The organism is Pseudomonas sp. KBS0710, assembly GCF_005938045.2.
In the GTDB taxonomy this organism is placed as follows: Bacteria; Pseudomonadota; Gammaproteobacteria; order Pseudomonadales; family Pseudomonadaceae; genus Aquipseudomonas.
This window is the reverse complement of sequence record NZ_VCCF02000001.1, coordinates 3,095,468-3,119,769: the sequence shown is the minus strand read 5'-3', so window position 1 is coordinate 3,119,769 and position 24,302 is coordinate 3,095,468. Positions and strand designations below refer to the sequence as shown.

Here is a 24,302-nt window from a genome sequence, read left to right as displayed (position 1 = left end):
CCAGCACACCCGATTCAAACGGCAGCTGAATACGGACGTTCTCCTCAACCGTGACTTACCAGGCAGGTTACCCCATGCAGTTCAGTGAATTATTGGCAGCGATTTCCACCCATGCGATCCGTCTGCAACTGGAAGAAGGCGACCTGATTATCCTAGGCGACGACGACGCCCTGGACGATGTGCTGTGGGATCAACTGATCGCGCACAAACCCCAACTGCTTGCCTTTGTGGCTGAACACGGGGGTGACTGGCTCAGCCCGGCCTACCGCATTACCCCGGACATGCTGGCACTGGTCACGCTCGCCCAGCCGGCCATCGACCGGATTGTCGCCGCCATCCCCGGTGGCGCGGCGAATGTGCAGGATATCTACCCGCTGGCGCCGCTGCAGGAAGGCATGCTGTACCACCACCTGTCGGCGCAACAGGGCGACCCCTATGTGCTGCACGCGCAGTTTGTGTTCGACAGCCGCGCGCGCCTCGATGCGTTTGCCCAGGCGCTGCAATGGGTGATCGACCGTCACGATATCCTGCGTACGTCCATGGCCTGGGAACGTCTGGACGAACCGCTGCAAGTGGTGTGGCGCAAGGCGACCCTGGCCTGCGAAGAAGCGCATTTTGCCGACGGCGACCGCCTGGCGCAGTTGCTCGCCCGCTACGACGCCCGCGCTTATCGCATGGACCTGGGCCAGGCGCCGCTGCTGCGCCTGGTGTTCGCCAATGACCCGGCCAACCAGCGCGTGGTGGCGATGCTGCTGTTCCACCACACCATCCTCGACCACACCGCGCTGGATGTGGTGCGCCATGAGATCCAACTGTATCTGGCCGGTGAGCAAGCCCAGGCTGCTGAACCAGTGGCGTTTCGCAGCTATATCGCCCAGGTGCGCCATGGAGTCAGCGAACAGGCGCATGAAGCGTTCTTTCGCGACATGCTGGCGGACATTGATGCGCCGACCTTGCCCTTCGGCTTGCAGGATGTGCAGGGCGACGGGCACGGCATTGATGAAGCGCGTGTGCCGGTCGACAGCAGCCTGAGTCGCCGGCTGCGCAGCCTGGCACGGCCGTTGGGCGTCAGCGTGGCGAGCATCATGCACCTGGCCCTCGCGCGCGTGCTGGGCGTAGTGTCCGGGCGCGATGCCGTGGTGTTCGGCACCGTGATGCTCGGCCGCATGGGCGCCGGCGATGGCGGTGAACGCGCGCTGGGCATGTTCATCAATACGTTGCCGTTGCGCGTGGATGTAGGCGAGCAGGGCGTGCGCGCCGGGGTCCAGGCCACCCACGAACGCCTCACCACCTTGCTCAATCACGAGCATGCATCCCTGGCGCTGGCTCAGCGTTGCAGCGGTGTGGCAGCGCCGACGCCGCTGTTCAGTGCGATGCTCAACTACCGTCACAGTGCCGCTACCGATATGGCGGCGGTGATTGAGGTGGCCGAAGGCATTCAGGTATTGGGCGCCGAAGAGCGCACCAACTACCCGCTGACGGTCAACGTCGACGACTTGGGTGAAGACTTTGCACTGACGGTGATGGTCGATGCGTCCATCGGCGCGCAACGGGTCGCCGGTTACCTGCACACGGCCCTGCACAGTCTGGCCGAAGCCCTGGAACAGCGACCGGATATGCCGCTCTGCGGCCTGAACATCCTGCCTGACACCGAACGTCACCATCTGCTGCACAGCCTCAATCAAAGCCCCGCGCACTACAGCGACACCGCCCTGATCCACGCGCAAGTCGAAGCCCACGCCGCCGCTCAACCCAATGCTATCGCGTTGCGTTTCGACACCCAGCGCATCACCTACCGCCAACTCAACGAACGCGCCAACCAGGTCGCCCATCGCCTGCTGGCCCAAGGTATTCGCGCCGATGACCGCGTGGCCATCTGCGTAGAGCGTGGCCCGCAGATGATTATTGGCCTGCTGGGTATCCTCAAGGCCGGCGCCGGATATGTGCCTATCGATCCGGCTTATCCGCTGGAGCGCATCGCCTATACCCTGGCCGATAGCGCGCCATTGGCTGTGTTGGTGCAAGCCAACACCCAGCATCTGGTCGGTGATTTGACCCGGATCGACCTCAACAGCCTGCGCGCCGAGTCCATCGTCAACCCACGCATTGCGCTCAGCCCGGCCAACCTCGCCTATGTGATCTACACCTCCGGCTCCACCGGGCTGCCCAAAGGCGTGATGATCGAACACCGCCACGTGGCGCGGCTGTTCACCGCCACCGAGCATTGGTTTGGCTTCAACGCCAATGATGTGTGGGCGTTGTTCCATTCCTTTGCGTTCGACTTCTCGGTGTGGGAGATCTGGGGCGCGCTGATGCACGGCGGCCAGTTGTTGATCGTGCCGCAACTGGTCAGCCGCTCGCCGGATGAGTGCTACGCGCTGATCTGCGACGCGGGCGTGAGCATTCTCAACCAGACGCCCAGTGCGTTCCGTCAGTTGATCGCGGCCCAAAGCGCCCAGGCGCATTCGTTGCGTCAGGTGATTTTCGGCGGCGAAGCCCTGGAGCCGGGCATGCTCAAGCCGTGGTACGCCCGCGCCATCAACGCCGGCACCCAACTGGTCAACATGTACGGCATTACCGAAACCACCGTGCACGTGACCTATCGCGCCCTGGAAGCGGCGGATGCGCAGTTGGTTGGCGTCAGCCCGATTGGCGTGCGCATTCCCGACCTTCAGCTGTATGTGCTGGATGCGCGTCGCGAGCCGCTGCCGATGGGTGTGGTCGGCGAGTTGTACGTCGGCGGCGCCGGTGTGGCGCGCGGTTACCTCAACCGTGATCTGCTGAATGCCGAACGTTTCCTGGCCGACCCGGCCACCGGCCTGCGCATGTACAAGACCGGTGACCTCGGCCGCCTGCTGGCCGATGGCAGCGTTGAATACCTGGGCCGTAACGACGACCAGGTGAAGATCCGCGGTTTCCGCATTGAACTGGGCGAAATCGAAGCCACGCTGGCCAGCGCCGATGGCGTGCGAGACGCGGTGGTCATCGCCCGCGAAGACGAACCGGGTGACAAACGGCTGGTGGCCTACGTGATCGCCGAGCGCGAACTCGGTGCTGCCGAGCTGCGCGACCATCTGCTGCTGAGCCTGGCTGAATACATGGTGCCCAGCGCCTTCGTGCTGCTGGACCAGTTGCCGCTGACCACCAACGGCAAACTCGACCGCAAAGCCTTGCCCGCGCCGGATGCCGACGCCCTCGCGCGGCGCGACTATGCCGCCCCGCAAGGCGCTGTAGAAAGCACCCTCGCCGGCATCTGGCAATCGCTGTTGAAGCTCGACAAAGTCGGGCGTGACGACAACTTCTTCGAGCTGGGCGGCCATTCGCTGCTGGCGGTCAAGCTGATCGAGCGCATGCGCCAAGTGGAGTTGAGCTGCGACGTGCGCGTGCTGTTCGGCCAACCCACCTTGCGCGCACTCGCCGCTGCGGTGGGGGGGCAGCAGGAAGTCCAGGTGCCGGCCAATCGGATCACGGCGACCAGCGAACACATCAGCCCCGACATGCTGCCGCTGGTGGTGCTGGACCAGGCCGCCATTGACCATATCCTCAAGCACGTGCCCGGTGGCATCGCCAACGTGCAGGACATTTACGGCCTGGCGCCGTTGCAGGCCGGCATTTTGTATCACCACCTGGCAACCACCGAGGGCGACCCCTACGTGTTGCAGGTGCAGTTCAATTTTGCCGACCAAGCGGCGGTGGACGCGTTTACCCACGCCTTGCACAGCGTGATCGAGCGCAATGACATCCTGCGCACCGCTATTCTGTGGGAAGGCCTGGATGAGCCGGTGCAAGTGGTGTTGCGCAAGGCGCAGCTGCAGGTCGAGCGCCTCGACGTGTCGGCTGACGATGCGTTGGCACAGCTGCAACAACGCTTTGACCCACGCCATTTCCGTCTCGACCTGAGCCGCGCGTCGCTGATGCATTTCGGTTATGCGCAACAACAGGATGGCTTCGCAGGCATTCTGTTGCTGCACCATATCCTGCTCGACCACACCGCCCTGCAGGTGTTGGTGGCGGAGATGAGCGCCAGCCTGGCCGGCCACAGCGCGCAACTGCCGCCGGCGGTGCAATACCGCAATTACGTGGCCCAGGCGCGTTTGGGCGTGACCCAGGCGCAACACGAAGCCTTCTTCAGCGACATGCTCGGCGATATCGACGAGCCCACGCTGGCGTTCGGTTTGCAGGATGTCAACGGCGACGGCAGCGGCATCGTCGAGGCGCATTTGCCGCTGGCCCCGGCACTGGGCCAAGGCCTGCGCGAGCAAGCGCGGCAACTGGGCGTCAGCAGCGCCAGCCTGGTGCACCTGGCCTGGGCGCAGGTGCTGGCGCAAGTCTGGGGCCAGCAGGATGTGGTGTTCGGCACCGTACTGCTAGGGCGCATGCAAGGCGGCGAGGGCGCCGACCGGGCGCTGGGCATGTTCATCAACACTTTGCCGCTGCGCGTCAGCCTGGGCGCCACCAGCGTGCAGGCGGGCGTGCGTGCGACCCATGCGCGCCTGGCGCAGTTGCTTGGGCACGAGCACGCCTCGCTGTCCCTGGCCCAGCGTTGCAGCGGCGTACCGGGTTCGTTGCCGCTGTTCAGTACCTTGCTCAACTATCGCCACAGTGCCGCGGACGAGGCGCCGGGAGACAGCCCGTTTGCCGCTCACGGTATCGAGATTCGCAGTTCCCAGGAGCGCAGCAACTATCCGTTGGTGCTCAACGTCGATGACCTCGGCACAGGCTTTGCGCTGACCGTACAAGGCGTAGCCAGCCTGGATGTGCAGCGCGTGGGTGAGTACATGCTCACCGCGCTCAGCCACCTAGTGACCGCGCTGCAACAAGCGCCCACCACCGCGTTGCATGCGGTGTCGATTTTGCCGGCGGCCGAGCGTCACCAGCTGTTGGTCGAGTTCAACGCCAGCGCGCGCCAATACCCGTCGCAGCTCACCGTACACCAGCTGTTCGAAGCTCAGGCCCTGGCGCGTCCCGAAGCCGTGGCGGCGGTGCAGGGTGCGTTGTCCTTGAGCTACCGCGACCTCAACCGCCGCGCCAACCGCCTGGCCCATTACCTGATCAACCAGGGCGTGCAACCGGGTGACAGCGTGGCGATTGCGTTGCCACGCTCGCTGGATTTACTGGTGTGCCAATTGGCGATCCTCAAGTGCGCGGCGGTGTATGTGCCGCTGGACATCAACGCGCCGCTCGAACGCCAGGCCTTTATGGTGCAGGACAGCGGTGCGCGCCTGGTGCTCACGACCTTGGCCGACCTCAACCTGGACAGCCTGTCGCCGCGCAACCCCGAGCTTGCGCAGTCTTCGGACGACGTGGCGTACATCATGTACACCTCCGGCTCCACCGGCGCGCCCAAAGGCGTACAAGTGCCGCACCGCGCCGTCTCGCGGCTGGTACTCAACAACGGCTATGCCGATTTCAACGAGCGCGACCGCGTGGCCTTCGCCTCCAACCCGGCGTTCGATGCCAGTACCCTCGACGTGTGGGCGCCGTTGCTCAATGGCGGTTGCGTGGTGGTGGTCGAGCACGCGGTGCTGCTGTCCCAGGCCGCATTTGCCGGGCTGTTGCAAGAGCAGGCCGTGAGCGTGCTGTGGATGACCGCAGGCTTGTTCCATCAATACGCCGACGCGTTGCTGCCGGTGCTGCGCCAGTTGCGCTACCTGATCGTCGGCGGCGATGTACTCGACCCGCTGGTGATTGGCCGGGTGCTCAAGCGCGGCAAGCCGCAACACCTGTTGAACGGCTACGGGCCGACTGAAGCCACCACCTTCTCGACCACCTTTGAAATCACCACGCCGGGCGCGGGCGCCGTGCCGATTGGCCGGCCCATCGCGAATGCCCAGGCCTATGTGCTGGATGCGCGCCAGCAGCCGCTGCCGTTGGGTGTGGTCGGCGAGCTGTACATCGGCGGTGCGGGCGTGGCCAAGGGTTACTTGAACCAGCCGCAACTGACGGCGGAAAAATTCATCCCCAACCCGTTCGGCGAAGGCCTGCTGTACCGCACCGGCGACCTCGCCAGCTGGCAGGCCGACGGCACCTTGCTGTACCAGGGACGTAATGACTTACAGGTGAAGATTCGTGGTTTCCGTATCGAACCCGGCGAAATCGAAACCTGCCTGGCGGCTTTCCCAGGCGTGCGCGACGCTGTGGTACTGGCCCGAGAAGACGAGCCCGGCGACAAACGCCTGGTGGCTTATTACACCGCCCAGGCCCCGTTGGAAATCGAAGCACTGCGCGCCCATCTGCAAGGCCAACTGCCGGATTACATGGTGCCATCGGCCTATGTGTGGCTTGAGCTTTTGCCACTGACGGCCAATGGCAAGCTGGACCGCAAAGGCCTGCCGGTGCCGGATCAAAGTGCGCTGCTCAGCCGTGGCTACGAAGCCCCGGAAGGCGAAGTGGAAACCGTGCTGGCGCAGATCTGGCAGGACGTGCTCAAGCTCGAACGCGTCGGGCGCCATGATCATTTCTTCGAGTTGGGCGGGCATTCGTTGCTGGCGGTCAGCCTGATCGAGCGCATGCGCCAGGTCGGCCTGAGTGCCGACGTACGCGTGCTGTTCAGCCAGCCAAGCCTGGCGGCACTCGCGGCGGCAGTCGGCAGCGGGCGTGAAATTGTGGTGCCGGCCAATGGCATTGCGCCGGGCTGCACACAGATCACGCCGTCGATGCTGACCCTGGTGCAGCTTGATCAAACGGCAATCGAGCGTATCGTTGCCAACGTGCCCGGCGGTGCGGCCAATGTGCAGGATATCTACCCGTTGGCGCCGTTGCAGGAAGGCATTCTTTATCACCATATCAGCGCCGAACAGGGCGACCCGTACCTGCTGCAATCGCGTATGGCGTTCGACAGCCTGGAGCGTTTGCACGGCTTTATGGGCGCGCTGCAACAGGTGGTGGCACGGCATGACATCCTGCGCACCGGCGTGGTCTGGGAAGGGTTGGACAGCCCGGTGCAAGTGGTCTGGCGCGACGCGCAACTGAGTGTGCAGGAGGTGATCCTGGACCCGGCCGAAGGCGGCGTCATCGAGCAGTTGCATGCGCGTTTCGATGCCCGTCATTACCGCCTGGACATCACCCAGGCGCCGCTGCTGCGCATGGTTTACGCCCAGGACCCGGCGAATGATCGGGTGGCGGCGATCCTGTTGTTCCACCACTTGGCACTGGACCACACCGCGATGGAAGTGGTGGGCCAGGAGATGCGTGCGTTCCTGTTCAACCAGGCGGACGCGCTGCCCGTGGCGGCGCCGTTTCGCAACTATGTGGCTCAGGCTCGACTGGGCGTGAGCGTGGCCGAGCATGAGCAGTTCTTCAGCGCCATGCTCGCCGATGTTGCCGAACCGACCTTGCCGTTCGGCGTGCAGGACGTGCAGGGCGATGGCCGCGATATCGAAGAGGCCGAGCAGCACCTGGACGCGGCGCTGGCCGTACGTGTGCGTGAGCAGGCGCGCCTGTTGGGCGTGAGTGCGGCGAGCCTGATGCACCTGGCCTGGGCGCAAGTGCTGGGGCTGGTGTCCGGGCGCGATGACGTGGTGTTCGGCACTGTATTGATGGGCCGCATGCAGGCCGGTGAGGGTGCCGATCGGGCGCTAGGGATGTTTATCAATACCTTGCCGCTGCGGGTGAATGTCGCGGCGGGCGCCGCTGTGGCGGTCAAGGCCACCCATTCACGTTTGAGCGCCTTACTGGGGCACGAGCACGCGTCCCTGGCCCTGGCCCAGCGTTGCAGCGGAGTACCGACCAGCGTGCCGCTGTTCAGCGCCTTGCTCAATTTCCGCCACAGCCGCCCCGGCGAAATGGCCCGCGATGGCCACGGTATCTGGGAAGGTGTGCAACTGCTGGGCGGTGAAGAGCGCAGCAACTACCCGCTGACCTTGAGCGTGGATGATTTTGGCGCAGGCTTTGGCCTCAGCGTGCTGGCGTTGCCGCAGATTGGCGCCCAGCGCCTGTGCGGCTATATGCATAACGCCGTGGAGCAACTGGTCGAGGCCTTGGAAAACGCCGCCGATACCGCGCTCAACCGCCTGCCGATTCTACCGTCGGCCGAGCGTGACACCCTGCTGCGCGAATTCAACGCAACGGCTGCGGATTTCCCCGTCGGGCACACCCTGCACGGTGCCTTCGAAGCCCAGGTCGAGCGCCAGCCCCACGCGATTGCGGTGCAGCAGGGCGAACGGTCGCTGACCTACCAGCAACTCAACCAACGCGCTAACCAACTCGCCCATCACCTGCTTGCGCTCGGCGTACAGCCGGACGACCGCGTGGCGATCTGCTGCCGTCGTGGCCCGCAGATGCTGATCGGGCTGCTGGGCATACTCAAGGCCGGCGCCGGTTATGTGCCGGTCGACCCGGCTTACCCGGCCGAGCGCATCGCCTATCTGTTGCAGGACAGTGCGCCGGTGGCCGTACTGGCCGAGTCCAGTACCCAAGCGCTGCTGGGGGCGTTTGCCACCGTCGACCTGCTGGGCGAAAGCTGGCAGCACCACGCCGTCAGTAATCCCCAGCTCGCAGCGCTGACCCCGGCGCACCTTGCCTACGTGATCTACACCTCCGGCTCCACCGGCCTGCCCAAAGGCGTGATGGTGGAACACCGTAACGTGGAAAACCTGGTGCACTGGCACTGCGAAGCCTTCGGCCTGGACGCGCGCAGCCATACCAGCAGTGTCGCCGGTTTTGGCTTCGACGCCATGGCCTGGGAAGTCTGGCCGGCGCTGTGTGCCGGTGCGACCCTGCATTTGCCGCCGGCCACGGTCGGCAATGAAAACATCGACGAACTGCTGGCCTGGTGGCTGGCGCAGCCGCTGGATGTCAGCTTCCTGCCCACGCCAGTGGCCGAATACGCCTTCAGCCAGCACCTGCAACACCCGACCTTGCGCATCCTGCTGATTGGCGGCGACCGCCTGCGCCAGTTCACCCAGGAGCGACGTTTTGCGCTGATCAACAACTACGGGCCGACCGAGGCCACGGTGGTCGCCACATCCGGTCGCGTGCGCGCCGGGCAGGCGCTGCATATCGGCCGGCCGGTGGCGAATGCCAGCACCTACTTGCTCGATGCACAGTTGCGCCCGGTGCCGGTGGGCGTGGCCGGTGAGCTGTATGTGGGCGGCAGCGGCGTGGCGCGCGGTTACCTGAACCGTGCGGACCTGACCGCCGAACGCTTCCTGCAAGACCCGTTCAACCCTGGGCGCATGTACCGCACCGGCGACCTGGCGCGTTGGTTGCCCGACGGCAATATCGAATACCTGGGCCGTAACGATGATCAGGTCAAAGTGCGTGGCATCCGCGTGGAGCTGGGCGAGATCGAAAGCCGACTCGCTGCACTGGAAGGCGTGGCTGAAGCGGTGGTGCTGGTGCGCGAAGGGCGCCTGATTGCCTGGTTCACTGAACACCAGCCGCTGGCGATCGAAACCCTGCGCGCGCAATTGCAGGCGCAACTGCCCGACGCGCTGGTGCCCGCCGCTTATGTGAGGCTCGACGCGTTACCCCTGACCGCCAACGGCAAGCTGGACCGCAAGGCGTTGCCAGAACCCGATCAAGCGGCGTTGCTCTCGCGCGACTATGAAGCGCCCCAGGGCGAGGTTGAAACCACCCTGGCAGGTATCTGGGCTGAGGTGTTGCAGGTGGAGAAAGTCGGTCGCCACGACCATTTCTTCGAACTTGGCGGCCATTCGTTGCTGGCCGTGAGCCTGATCGAACGCATGCGTCAGGTGGGCCTTAGCGCCGATGTACGCGTGCTGTTCAGCCAGCCAACTCTGGCCGCGCTGGCGGCTGCCGTGGGCAGTGGCCGCGAAGTGCAGGTGCCGGCCAACCGGATCGCAGCCGATTGCGTGCGCATCACCGCTGACATGCTGCCCTTGGTTGATATCGACCAGTCGACCCTCGATCAAGTCGTCAGCCGCATCCCCGGCGGCGCCGCCAACGTGCAGGATATTTATCCGCTGGCGCCGTTGCAGGAGGGCATTCTTTACCACTACCTCACCGCCGAACAGGGCGACCCGTACCTGCTGCAATCGCACCTGGCCTTCGACAGCCTCGAGCGCCTGCAAGCCTTCGCCCAGGCGCTGCAACAGGTGATCAACCGGCACGACATCCTGCGCACCGGCATCGTTTGGGAAGGCCTCGCACAACCGCTGCAAGTGGTGTGGCGCCAGGCTCAATTGCCGCTGGAAGAGCTGCAGTTGCAGGGTGATGTACTCGCCGGCCTGCACGAGCGTTTTGATGCGCGGCGTTACCGCCTGGACATCAGCCAGGCGCCGCTGATCTGCCTCAAGTACGCCAAGGACCCGGTCAATCAGCGCGTGGTGGTGGTGTTGCTCTATCACCATATTGCGCTGGACCACACTGCGTTCGACGTGGTGCTGCGTGAGATGCAAGGACACTTGTTGGGGCAGGCCGCCCCGACGACGGCGCCGATGCCGTATCGCAACTATGTGGCCCAGGCGCGTTTGGGCGTCAGTGAGCAGGAGCACGAGGCGTTCTTCCGCGAGATGCTCGCCGATGTCGATGAACCGACCTTGCCGTTCGGCTTGCAGGACGTGCGCGGTGACGGCAGCGCGATCCAGGAATACAGCCTGCACCTGGATAGCGACCTCAACCGCCGCCTGCGGGCCCAGGCGCGTTTGCTCGGCGTGAGCACGGCGAGCCTGTTTCACCTGGCCTGGGGCCAAGTGCTGGCGGCCACCTCGGGGCGTCACAGCGTGGTGTTCGGCACCGTGCTGGTCGGCCGATTGCAAGGCGGTGAGGGCGCTGATCGCGCGCTCGGGGTGTTTATCAATACCTTGCCGCTGCGCCTGGATATCGACGCGCAAGGCGCACGTGATGCGGTGCGGGCCACCCACACACGGCTCACCGCGTTGCTCGGCCATGAGCACGCGTCTCTGGCCCTGGCCCAGCGTTGCAGTGGGGTGGCGGCCCCGGCGCCGTTGTTCAGCTCGATGCTCAACTATCGCCATCGCGGCGCCGCGACGCGTTCTGCCGAGGCGCAACACGCCTGGGAAGGCATGCAGACGCTGGTCAACGATGGCCGCACCAACTACCCACTGACCCTCAACGTGGATGACTTGGGCGATGGCTATGATGTCACCGCCCTGGCGCAGATTGATGCGCAACGGGTGTGTGGTTACCTGCAAATCGCCTTGGCCGGGCTGGTCGAAGCCTTGGAACAGGCGCCGCACCAGGCGCTCAATCGCCTGCCGATCCTGGGCGCCGAGGAACGCCAGAAACTGCTGGTGGCGTTCAACGCCACCGAGGTCCATTACAACCTCGACCAGACCCTGCACGGCCTGTTCGAGGCCCAGGTCGAACGCTCGCCGGATGCGGTAGCGGTCAAGGCCGGTGACCAGCTGTTGACCTACCGCGCACTTAACGAACGCGCCAACCGCCTGGCCCATCACCTGCGCGAACTGGGGGTGCAGCCGGATTCGCGCGTGGGTATCTGCGTCGAGCGTGGCCTGGACATGGTGGTCGGCCTGTTTGCGATCCTCAAGGCCGGTGGTGGTTATGTGCCGCTGGACCCGGCGTATCCACTCGAACGCATCGCTTATATGCTGCAAGACAGCGCACCGGTGGTGGTGCTGGCCCAAGGCGCGACCCGCCAGTTGTTGGGCGACGTGCCAGTGCTGGACCTGGATCACGTCACCTGGCAACACCAGAGCGCGAGCAACCCACAGGTGCCGGGCCTGACCGCCCGGCACCAGGCCTATGTGATCTACACCTCCGGCTCCACCGGCCAGCCCAAAGGCGTGATCAACGAACACGCCGGCGTGGTCAACCGCTTGCTGTGGATGCAAGACGCCTATGGCCTCAAGGCCCATGACGCGGTGCTGCAGAAAACCCCGTTCAGCTTTGACGTGTCGGTGTGGGAATTCTTCTGGCCGCTGTTCACCGGCGCACGGTTGGTGATGGCGCGCCCGGGCGGGCACAAAGAACCGGAGTACCTGTGCCAGGTGATCGAGGCTGAGCAGATCACCACCTTGCACTTCGTGCCGTCGATGCTCGATGTGTTCCTGGCCCATGGCGATGTTAGCCAGGTTGCCGGGCTGGTGCGGGTAATGTGCAGCGGCGAAGCCTTGCCGGGCAGCCTGGTACGGCGCTTCAAAGCGCAACTGCCTGGGGTTGGCCTGTACAACCTGTATGGCCCGACGGAAGCGGCGGTCGACGTCACTGCGTGGAACTGTGCGCGGCCCGAGGTGCCGGACAACACGCCGATCGGCAAGCCGATTGCCAATACACGCATGTACGTGCTGGACGCCCAGCTACAGCCGGTGCCGTTGGGGGTGGTGGGTGAGTTGTTTATCGGCGGCGTGCAAGTGGCGCGCGGGTATCTGAACCGTCCGGAACTGACCGCTGAACGCTTCCTCAAGGACCCGTTCACCGACGGGCGCATGTACCGCACCGGCGACGTCGGCCGTTACCTGCCCGACGGCAATATCGAGTACCTGGGCCGCAACGATGACCAGGTGAAGATCCGCGGTTTGCGCATCGAGCTGGGCGAAATCCAGGCGCGCTTGCTGGAGAACCCGCAGGTCAACGAAGCCGCCGTGGTGGCCCGCGAAGAGCGCCTGGTGGCGTACTACACCGGCACACACATCGACATCGATAGCTTGCGCGCCCACCTGTTGCAGCACTTGCCGGACTTTATGGTGCCCGCCGTGTTTGTGCACCTCGACGCATTGCCACTGAGCCCCAACGGCAAGCTCGACCGCAAGGCGCTGCCGGTGCCGGGCATGGACGCACTGAGCGTGCGCGAATACGCAGCGCCCGAAGGCGACACCGAAATCCTTATGGCAGCGCTGTGGGCCGAGTTGCTTAACGTGGAGCGCGTTGGGCGACATGACAACTTCTTTGAGCTGGGCGGGCACTCGCTGCTGGCCGTGAGCTTGATCGGACGCCTGCGCCAGGAAGGCCTGGAAGCCGATGTGCGGGCGCTGTTCGAACAGCCGAGCCTGGCCGGCTACGCCGCCATTACCGAACGAATGGAGATCGTCCTGTGAGCATTTTTGAGTTATTGGGCACGCTGAAAACCAAGGACGTACAACTGGCGCTCAAGGGCGAGCAGTTGTCGGTGCAAGGCAACAAACAAGCGCTGAGCGATCCGGCGGTCCTGGCGGCGTTGCGTGAGCACAAAGCGGCTTTGATCGAACTGATCAAGGCCGGTGAATACTCGGCCTCCAAGGCCGGTGAAGTGCAGGTGCCGGCCAATGGCATTCCGCCTGGTGCCGAGCACATCACCCCGGCCATGTTGACCCTGTCGACGTTGAGCCAGGACGAGATCGAGCGCATCGTGGCCACGGTCGACGGCGGTGTGGCGAATATTCAGGACATTTACCCGCTGGCGCCGTTGCAGGAAGGCATTCTGTTCCACCACGTCAGCGCCGAGCAGGGCGACCCGTACGTGATGCAGTCGCAGTTCGCGTTCGACAGCCTGGAGCGTTTCGAGGCCTTCGCCCAGGCGTTGCAGAGCGTGATGGACCGCCACGATATCCTGCGCACCGGCGTGGTCTGGGACGGTTTGCAGCAACCCTCGCAAGTGGTATGGCGCCGGGCACGCCTGCCGGTGCAGGCGCTGCAATTGAACCCGGCCGACGGCGATATTGCCGCTCAACTGCACGGACTGTTCGATGCCCGCCACTATCGCCTCGACGTGACGCAGGCGCCGCTGCTGCGCCTGGTACGGGCCGACGACCGGCTGAACCAGCGCATTGTCGCCACCTTGCTGTTCCACCATATGGCCCTCGACCACAGCGCTCTCGAAGTGGTGTGCCATGAAATGCAGGCGTGCCTGCTGGGGCAGGGCGCGGCGCTTGGCCAGGCCGTGCCGTTTCGCAATTATGTGGCGCAGGCACGCCTGGGTATCAGTGAGCCGGAACACGAAAACTTCTTCCGCCAGATGCTCGGCGACATCAGCGAGCCGACCTTGCCATACGGCTTGCAGGACGTGCAGGGCGATGCCCGTGGCATCAGCGAAGTCAGCCTGCCCTTGCCCGCAGCGCTCAGCCAGCGGTTGCGCGCGCAAGCCCGGCAATTGGGCGTGAGTGCCGCCAGCCTGTTCCATATGGGCTGGGCGCAGGTGCTGGGTGTGCTGGCCGGTAAAGAACAGGTGGTGTTCGGCACCGTATTGATGGGCCGCATGCAAGGCAGCCATGACACGGATCGGGCGCTGGGTATCTTCATCAACACCTTGCCGTTTCGCGTCGACGTGGGTACCCAGGACGTGCGCGCCGGGGTCAAGGCCACCCACGCGCGGCTCACCGCCTTGTTGCGCCACGAACACGCACCGCTGGCACTGGCCCAGCGCTGCAGTGGGGTGGTGGCGCCAACGCCGCTGTTCAGCGCCTTGCTCAACTATCGCCACAGCGCTCCGGCCGCCAGCGCCGAAGCCGTGTCGGCCTGGCACGGGATCGCCGCGCTCAGCGCCGAAGAGCGCACCAACTACCCGCTGACCCTGAGTGTGGATGACTTGGGTGACGGCTTTGGCCTGAGCCTGCTGGCCAGCCAGCGGGTCGACCCACAGCGCGTGTGCGGCTACCTGCAAACCGCCCTGGAAAACCTGGTTACGGCGCTGGAGCAGGCGCCGCACACCGCGTTCAATCAGCTGTCGGTGCTGCCCGCCGCCGAGCAGCAACTGTTGCTGGAACAGTTCAACGCCACCCAGGCCGATTTCCCCCAAGGCAACACCTTGCACGGGCGCGTCGAAGCCCAGGCCTCGCTTACGCCGGACGCGATCGCCGCCGTGCAGCAGGGCCGCCAACTGACCTACGCCGAACTCAACCAGCAAGCCAACCTGCTGGCCCATCACCTGTTGGCACTGGGGGTCAAGCCCGATGACCGCGTGGCCATCGTCGCGCGGCGTGGCCTGGACACCCTAGCCGGGTTGCTGGCCATTCTCAAGGCCGGTGCCTGCTACGTGCCGGTCGACCCATCGCACCCGGCCGAGCGCCTGAGCTACCTGCTGGCCGACAGCGCCCCGGTGGCGGTGCTGACCCAACAGGCACTGCTCGAGCGCTTACCGGCGCTGGACGTGCCGGTGATCCAGCTGGACCGCTACACCTGGCAGCACCATTCAGCCAGCAATCCCAACGCTGCCGTCAGCCCGTCGAACCTCGCCTATGTGATTTACACCTCCGGCTCCACCGGCTTGCCCAAAGGTGTGATGGTCGAGCACCACACGGTGGCCAACCTGGTGGACTGGCATTGCCGCGCCTTTGACCTGTGCGCCGGGCGCCACACCGCCAGCGTGGCCGGCTTTGGTTTTGATGCGATGGCCTGGGAAGTGTGGCCGGCGCTGTGTGTCGGCGCGACCCTGCACCTGCCGCCCGCCACGGACGGCGCCGAAGATATCGACGCGCTGCTGAGCTGGTGGTGCGCGCAGCCGCTGGACGTGTGCTTTTTGCCGACGCCGGTGGCCGAGTACGCGTTCAGCCAGCAGATCGAACACCCTACGCTGCGCACCTTGCTGATTGGCGGTGACCGCCTGCGCCAGTTTGCGCGGGCGCAGCGGTTTGAACTGATCAACAACTACGGGCCCACCGAAGCCACGGTGGTTGCTACTTCCGGCAGGGTCGAGGCAGACCAGCCGTTGCATATCGGCAAACCGGTGGCCAATGCCACGGTGTATCTGCTCGATGAACAACAACGGCCGGTGCCATTGGGTGTCGCTGGTGAGCTGTACGTGGGCGGCAAGGGCGTGGCGCGTGGTTACCTCAACCGCCCGGAACTGACCGCCGAGCGCTTCCTGCAAGACCCGTTCAACCCGGGGCGCATGTACCGCACCGGCGATCTGGCGCGCTGGTTGCCGGATGGCAATATCGAGTACTTGGGGCGCAACGATGATCAGGTAAAAATCCGTGGCGTGCGCATCGAGCTGGGCGAGATTGAAACCCGGCTCGGCCAACTGCCCGGAATTCAGGAAGCGGTGGTGCTGGTGCGTGAGGACCGCTTGGTCGCCTATTTCACCCAGAACCCGCAACTCGACCCGCTGGCTGTGGGTGATATCCGTGCCCACCTGGTCGCGCATCTGCCGGACTACATGGTCCCGGTCGCCTATGTGAAGCTCGAGGCGTTGCCACTCACCGCCAACGGCAAGCTCGACCGCAAGGCGTTGCCGGCGCCGGACATGGCCGCGGTGTTTACCCGCGAATACGCAGCGCCCGAGGGCGAGATCGAAAGCGTGCTCGCGCAGATCTGGGCCGATGTGCTGCAGGTGCAGCGTGTCGGGCGGCACGACCATTTCTTCGAGCTGGGCGGGCACTCGTTGCTGGCGATGCGCATGGTGTCGCAAGTGCGCCAGCGCCTGGGGGTGGAACTGGTCCTCGGCGACTTGTTTGCCAATGCGGAGCTGGCGGCGGTCGCCGAAGTACTGGCGCAGTCGGGGCGCAGCACCTTGCCGGATATCCTGCCGGCCAATCGTGATGAAGACGTGCCGCTGTCGTTCGCCCAGCAGCGCCTGTGGTTCCTGGCACTGATGGAAGGCGCCAACACCGCCTACAACATTCCCATCGGCCTGCGTTTACGTGGCCAGTTGCATGTCGAGGCGCTGCAGCGCGCGCTGGCACGTATCGTCGCGCGCCACGAAACCCTGCGCAGCCGCTTTGCCCAGCAGGGCGACCAAGCCAAGGTACTCATCGTACCCGCCGAAGAGATGCTGCCCCTGCAAGTACAGGATTTGCGCCGCCACCCGCAACCGCAGCAGGCGCTGGATGCCTTGATTCATGGCGAAGCCTCGGCGCCGTTCGACCTGGAGCGCGGCCCCTTGCTGCGCGGGCGTCTGGTGGTGATGGCCGACGATCACCATGTGTTGCTGTTGACCTTGCACCATATCGTTTCCGATGGCTGGTCGATGGGCGTACTGACCCGCGAGCTGATGGCGCTGTATCAAGCCTTCAGCCACGGCATGCCTGACCCGTTGCCAAGCCTGCCGATCCAGTACGGCGACTTTGCCGTGTGGCAGCGTTTGTGGCTGAGCGGTGAAGTGTTGCAGCGCCAAAGCACCTATTGGCAACAGGCACTGGCCGGTGCGCCGGCCTTGCTCACGCTGCCCACTGACCGCCCACGCCCGGTGCAGCAGGACTACGCCGGCAACAGCGTCGAAGTGCGCCTGGACGAACGCCTGACCGCCGGGCTCAAGGCCTTGAGCCAACGCCATGGCACCACGCTGTACATGACCTTGATGACGGCCTGGGCCGCGCTGCTGGCGCGGCTCTCGGGGCAACCGGATGTGGTGATCGGCTCGCCGGTGGCCAACCGTACCCGCAGTGAGGTGGAGGGGCTGATCGGCCTGTTCGTCAACACCCTGGCGGTGCGCATCGACACCTCGGGCGAGCTGAGCACCGAAGCCTTGCTGGCACGGGTCAAGAGCCTGACGCTGGCGGCCCAGGCGCACCAGGACTTGCCGTTCGAGCAGGTGGTGGAAATCACCCGGCCGGTGCGCAGCCTGGCCCACAGCCCAGTGTTCCAGACCTTGCTGAGCTGGCAGGACAGCAGCGCGCCGACCCTGGCCTTGGGCGACCTGGCCCTGGAAGGCATCGTCGAGAACAGCCACTTTGCCAAGTTCGACCTGTCGCTGAACCTGGGTGAAGTGCAGGGCAGCATCCTCGGCGCGCTGGAATTTGCCGTGGCGCTGTTTGATGAGTCGACTGTGCAGCGTTATGCCGGCTATTTCATCCGCACCTTGCAGGCCATGGTCGATAACGACCAGGCGGTGCTGGAACACGCGCCGTTGGTGGATGAGCGTGAGCGTCAGCACCTGCTGGTCGACTTCAACGCCACCGCAGTGGACTACAACCTCGACCAAACCCTGCACGGGATGTTTGAAGCGCAGGTGACGCGCACGCCGAACGCGATTGCAGTGAAGGCGGGCGAGCAGCAACTGACCTACGCCGAACTGAATGCCCAGGCTAACCAGCTGGCCCATCACCTGCTGGCGTTGGGCGTACAGCCGGGTTCGCGGGTGGCGATCTGCGTCGAGCGCGGGCTTTCCATGGTCGTTGGCCTGTATGCGATTCTCAAGGCTGGCGCGGCGTATGTGCCGTTGGACCCGGCCTATCCGCAGGAGCGCCTGGCCTACATGCTGCACGACAGCGCGCCGCTGGTGGTGCTGGCCCAAGGTGCGACCCGTGGCTTGCTCGGCGAGGCGCCAGTGGTCGATCTGGACCAGCCAGGCTGGCAGCACCTGCCCGCAGGCAACCCTCAGGTACAGGGCGTAAGCGCTTATGTGATCTACACCTCCGGTTCCACCGGCCAGCCCAAAGGCGTGATCAACGACCACGCAGGGGTGGTCAACCGCCTGCTGTGGATGCAGGCCGAATACGGCCTGAATGCGCAGGATTCGGTGCTGCAGAAAACCCCGTTCAGCTTTGACGTCTCGGTGTGGGAATTCTTCTGGCCGTTGTTTACCGGCGCGCGCCTGGTAATGGCGCGCCCCGGCGGGCACAAAGAGCCCGAATACCTGTGCGAAGTGATCGAGGCCGAACAGATCACCACCTTGCACTTTGTGCCGTCGATGCTTGATGTGTTCCTAGCTCACGGCGATATCCGCCAGGCGGCCGGGCTGGTGCGGGTAATGTGCAGCGGCGAAGCCTTGCCGGGGAGCCTGGTGCGGCGCTTCAAGCAGCAACTGCCGGGCAGCCAATTGCATAACCTGTATGGCCCGACCGAAGCGGCCGTCGACGTCACCGCCTGGAACTGTGCCGGCCCGGTAACGCCGGACAACACGCCGATCGGCAAACCCATCGCCAACACGCGCATGTACCTGCTCGACAGCCAATTGCAACCGGTGCCGCTGGGCGTGGTGGGCGAGTTGTTTATCGCGGGCGTACAAGTCGCGCGCGGGTATCTGAACCGGCCGGAACTGACCGCCGAGCGTTTCCTTGACGACCCTTTCATGCCGGGGCGCATGTACCGCACCGGTGATGTCGGGCGTTACTTGGCGGACGGCAATATCGAGTACCTGGGGCGCAATGATGACCAGGTGAAGATCCGTGGTTTGCGCATCGAACTGGGTGAAATCCAGGCGCGGCTACTCGAGTATCCGCAGGTCAACGAAGCCGCCGTGGTCGCCCGTGAAGAGCGGCTGGTGGCGTATTACACCGGCACACCGAGCGAAATCGACGCACTGCGCAGACATCTGCTGCGGCATCTGCCGGAGTTCATGGTGCCGTCGATTTTCGTGCATGTGCAGGCGTTGCCGCTCAGCCCCAACGGCAAGCTCGACCGCAAGGCGCTGCCGGCGCCGGGCGTGGATTCGGTGGTGGTGCGCGAATACGAAGCGCCCCAGGGCGATACCGAAATGGCCTTGGCCAGCCTGTGGGCCGAACTGCTCAATGTTGAGCGCGTAGGCCGTCACGATAACTTCTTCGAACTGGGCGGGCATTCGCTGTTGGCCGTCAGTTTGATGGGGCGCATGCGCCGCCTGGGCTTGTCGGCGGATGTGAAGGTGCTGTTCGGCCAGCCGACGCTCTCGGCGTTGGCGGCGGCGTTGGGCGGTGGGCGTGAAGTGGCGGTGCCGGCTATTGGCATTGCCGAAGGTTGCACCCACATCACCCCTACGATGTTGCCCTTGATCCAGATGGACCAGGCCGCCATCGACCGCATCGTCGCGTGCATTCCCGGCGGTGCGGCGAATGTGCAGGATATCTACCCGCTGGCGCCGTTGCAGGCCGGCATCTTGTATCACCATCGCGCTGTGCTTGACGGCGATGCCTACCTGTTGCGCGCGCAGTTTGCCTTCGACAACCGTCTGCGCCTGGACGCCTTTGCCCATGCATTGCAGGCGGTGATCCAGCGGCATGACATCCTGCGCTCCTCCTTCCATTGGGACGGCCTGGAAGAACCGGTGCAGGTGGTATGGCGTGAAGCTTCGCTAAGCGTTGAAACCGGTGCCGTGCCACAGCGCCTGAATCTTTCGCAAGCGCCGTTGATGCGGCTGATCTATACCGAGGAGCCGCAGCGCGTGGTCGCCACGTTGCTGTTCCATCATTTGGTCATGGACCACATCGCGCTGGACATTCTGCAGCATGAAATGCAGGCGTTCCTGCTCGGCACCCAGCACACGCTGGGCGCAGCGGTACCTTACCGCAACTATGTGGCTCAGACCCGCCTGGGCGTCAACGATCACGAGGATTTCTTCCGCGAAATGCTCGGTGAAATTGATGAGCCAACCGACGTCGAATACCTGGGCGTCGATGAACACGTGCATCTGGCCGTCGACCTTCAGTTGAGCCAGCGCCTGCGCACCCAGGCCCGCCAGGCAGAGGTGAGTACTGCCAGCCTGATGCACCTGGCCTGGGCGCAGGTGCTGGGCAAGGTCAGTGGCCGCGAACAGGTGGTGTTCGGCACCGTAATGCTCGGCCGCCTGCAAGGCGGCGAAGGTGCGGAGCGGGCCATGGGCGTGTTTATCAACACCTTGCCGCTGCGCGTCGACCTGGGCGAATACTCGGTGCGCACCGCGCTGCGGGCCACCCATGCGCGCCTGACCCAATTGCTCAGCCACGAACACGCGCCGCTGGCCTTGGCCCAGCGTTGCAGCGGCGTGCCAGTAGGTACGCCTTTGTTCAGCGTGTTGTTCAACTACCGCCACAGTGCGCCGCACAGCGGTGGTGTGGCACAGGCCTGGCAGGGCATTGAGCTGCTCAGTGCCGAGGAACAGACCAATTACGGGCTGTCGGTGAGTGTCGATGACCTGGGTGAGGGTTTCAGCCTGATCGCCATGGGGCAGGGCGCCCGGCGTTTGTGTGATTACCTGAATATTGCCCTTGAGCAACTGGTAGAGGCGCTGGAGCAGCGCAGTGATAGAGGCATCAGCCGCTTGCCCATCCTGCCGGCGGCCGAGCGCCAACAGCTGGCAGGTTTGAATGCCACCACCCGTGTGTTTCCCCGCGAACACACGGTGCAGCGCTTGTTAGAAGCCCAGGCCCAGGCGCGGCCAGACGCGGTGGCTGCATTGCACGCTGACGCGGTACTGAGCTATGGCGAACTCAACACCCGCGCCAACTGCTTGGCCCATCACCTGATGAGCCTGGGTGTGCGCCCGGGCGATAACGTCGCGATCCTGCTGCCACGTTCCCTGGACCTGCTGGTCAGCCAACTGGCGATCCTCAAATGCGCGGCGGCCTATGTGCCGTTGGATATCAACGCGCCCGCCGAACGCCAGGGCTTCATGTTGCAGGACAGCGGCGCGAGCTGGCTGTTGACCTGCAGTGACGCGGCGCTGGATTACCCGGCGCGGCGCCTGGACCTGGATACGTTGGTCATGGACCCGCAACCGAGCCACAACCCCGACTTGTCGCAGTCCTCGGACAGCGTGGCGTACATCATGTACACCTCCGGTTCCACGGGTACGCCCAAGGGCGTATTGGTGCCCCATCGCGGCATCACGCGGCTGGTGCTCAACAACGGTTACGCCGACTTCAACGCCGCCGACCGCGTGGTGTTTGCATCCAACCCGGCATTCGACGCGAGCACCATGGACGTGTGGGGTGCGCTGCTCAACGGCGGCCAGGTGCAGGTGATGGACCATGCCACCTTGCTCGACCCGGTTGCATTCGGCCGTGCGCTGCACGGTGCGACGGTATTGTTCGTGACCACCGCGCTGTTCAACCAGTACGTGCAGATGATCCCCGAAGCCCTGGCCGGCTTGCGCATTTTGCTCTGCGGCGGCGAGCGTGCCGACCCGGCGGCGTTCCGCAGCCTGCTGGCGCAGGCGCCGGGCTTACGCCTGGTGCATTGCTACGGGCCGACCGAAACCACCACCTACGCCACCACTTACGAGGTGCAGGCGATTGCCGCCATTGCTGACAGCGTGCCGGTCGGTCGACCGATTTCCAATACGCAAATCCACGTGCTGGATGCGTACTTGCAACCGCTGCCAGTGGGTGTGACGGGCGAAATTTGCATCGGCGGTGACGGCGTAGCCAAGGGCTATTTGAACCGCCCGGAGCTGACTGCCGAGAAGTTTATCGACGACCCGTTCAACCCGGGCGCCTTGATGTACCGCACCGGCGACCTCGGCCGCTGGACAGCGGAGGGCTTGCTGGAGTGCATCGGGCGTAACGACGACCAAGTGAAGATCCGCGGTTTCCGTATTGAGTTGGGCGAGATCGAAGCACGCCTGGCGACCTGCGCGAGTATCCAGGACGTGGTGGTACTGGCCCGTGAAGATGTGCCGGGCGACAAACGTCTGGTGGCGTATTTCACCTGGGCTGGCGAGCCCGTCGACATCGACAGTGTGCGTGCGCACCTGCACGGCCAGTTGCCGGACTACATGCTGCCGTCGGCCTATGTGGTGCTGGCGCAGTTGCCGCTGACGGCCAATGGCAAGATCGATCGCAAAGCCTTGCCGGTTCCGGCGTTGGAGGCCTTGCTCAGCCGCGACTTCGAAGCGCCGGCCGATGCGCTGGAGCAGTCGCTCGCCAGCCTGTGGGGCGAGGTGTTGAAGCTTGAGCAGGTGGGGCGTCACGACAGCTTCTTTGAGCTGGGCGGGCATTCGTTGCTGGCGATTCGACTGGTCAATCTGATGGAAGCAGCGGGTTTGCAGGTGTCGCTGGCCGAGCTGTTCCAGCACGTCAGCGTGGCCTCGGTGGCGGCGATGTTGCGCCAGCGTACCGGCGAGCCGGTGCGCGACACCTCACTGATTACCGTGCGCAGCAGTGGCTCGCAGCCGCCATTGTTCCTGGTGCATGAGTTCAGCGGCATGGACGTGTATTTCCCGGCGCTGGGCCAGCACTTGCCCGGCGATTATCCGATCTACGGCCTGCCGGGCGCGGCACTGGGCGAGGCGCACCTGAACACCATGGAAGGCTTGGCGGCGCGCATGGTCGGCCTGATCCGCCAGGTTCAGCCACACGGGCCTTACCGCGTGGCGGGCTGGTCGTTTGGCGGCGTGCTGGCCTATGAAGTGGCGATGCAATTGCTGGGGCTGGATGAACCGGTGGCGTTCCTCGGTCTGATCGACAGCTACGTGCCGCGCATGACCGATCAGGGCAAGGCGCGCTGGAGTGGGCCGGATGCCCTCAAGCGGCATTTGCTGTTGCAGTGCACCGCGTATTGGAAAGCACAGGGAGGTGTGGATGAATTGGCGAGCCTTGAACAGCTTGAGGCGGGCATTGGACAGCTGGACTTTGCGGGTCTGCTGCAACGCTGTCGCGATCAAGGTCTGCTATACGCGCAAATGGCAGCGGCTGCGGACGCGGACCTCTTGAGTTTTATCGAGCGTGAAGTCGGCCACGGGCATGCGCTGGCGCACTACAGCCTGTTCCCGCTGCCGGTGCCGGTGCATCTGTTCAGTGCCCGCGAACGCCCGACCGAGCTGTCGCGGCGCAGTGAATCGCTGGGCTGGGAAGACGCCTTGGCGCCTGGGCAATTGCGCCGGGTAGAAGTGCCGGGTGATCACCAGAGCATGATGCAGGCACCGCATATTCAAGGCTTGGGTGCGGCGATGGCTGAAGCCCTGGCCGTGAGTGCGCCGGTGATGGAAGCGGTGCATCAACCGCTGCTGCGCATTCAGAGTGGGCGTGCGGGCCATGCGCCGGTGTTCTGTGTGCCGGGAGCGGGGGACAGCGTCACCGGGTTTGTGGGGTTGAGCGAGGCACTCGGGCGCGACTGGCCGTTGTTCGGCTTGCAGCCGCGTGGGCTGGATGGCGAGGCAGTGCCCCACAGCCAGGTGGAGGCGGCGGCGCAGTGTTACCTGGCGGCGCTGGCGCAGGAGTGCCCGCGTGGGCCGGTGCATCTGGTCGGGCATTCATTTGGTGGCTGGGTCGCGCTGGAGATGGCGCTGCGCTTGCAGGCGATGGGCCGCGAGGTGGCATCGTTGACAGTGATCGATAGTGAATCACCGGGCAGCGCGGGCAAGCCCTATTCGACCACGGCAGCGTTGTTGCGCTTGATCGAAGCCATGCAGTTGTCGGCAGGCAAGTCGCTGGGCATCGACCGGGTGGATTTTGCCGGACGCGATGAGGTGGCGCAGCAGCAATGGCTGCATGCCGGGATGGTAAGCGTGGGGTTGTTGCCGGGGCGTGCCAGTGTGGATGCGATGGCGGGGCCGTCGCGCACTTATGCGGCGGCGTTGCGCACGGTGTATCGGCCGGCGCAGCGGTTCAATGGGGTGGTGCGCTTGGTGTTGGCGCAGGATCCGGCGTTGGATGCGACGGGTAATCAGCGTGAGCAGGGGTTGATGGTGGAGGGGTGGCGGCGCCAGGGGAGTGGGTTGCAGGTTTGGTATGGCGCGGGGAATCACTTTACGTTGCTTAAGACGCCGAATGTTTTGGGGCTTGCTCAATGGTGGTTGGACGGTGTGGTGATTGGGGAGGTGGTTTCGTGAA

2 protein-coding genes are annotated in these 24,302 nt (G+C 64.8%); both read left to right on the top strand.

Features of this window, described 5'->3' with window-relative positions:
• The first annotated feature begins 74 nt into the window (after positions 1–74).
• Positions 75–12,980, top strand: a complete 12,906-nt coding sequence (locus FFI16_RS14015) for a non-ribosomal peptide synthetase (protein ID WP_138815791.1) — start codon at positions 75–77, stop codon at positions 12,978–12,980.
• Positions 12,977–24,301, top strand: coding sequence for a non-ribosomal peptide synthetase (locus FFI16_RS14010; protein WP_138815792.1), 11,325 nt, complete (start codon positions 12,977–12,979; stop codon positions 24,299–24,301). The genes FFI16_RS14015 and FFI16_RS14010 overlap by 4 nt, the downstream gene beginning before the upstream one ends.
• Position 24,302 lies beyond the last annotated feature (1 nt).

Bases quoted from the DNA above. Each gene is read 5' to 3' on its own strand.
- FFI16_RS14015 (WP_138815791.1), top strand. From the start codon at position 75: ATGCAGTTCAGTGAATTATTGGCAGCGATTTCCACCCATGCGATCCGT.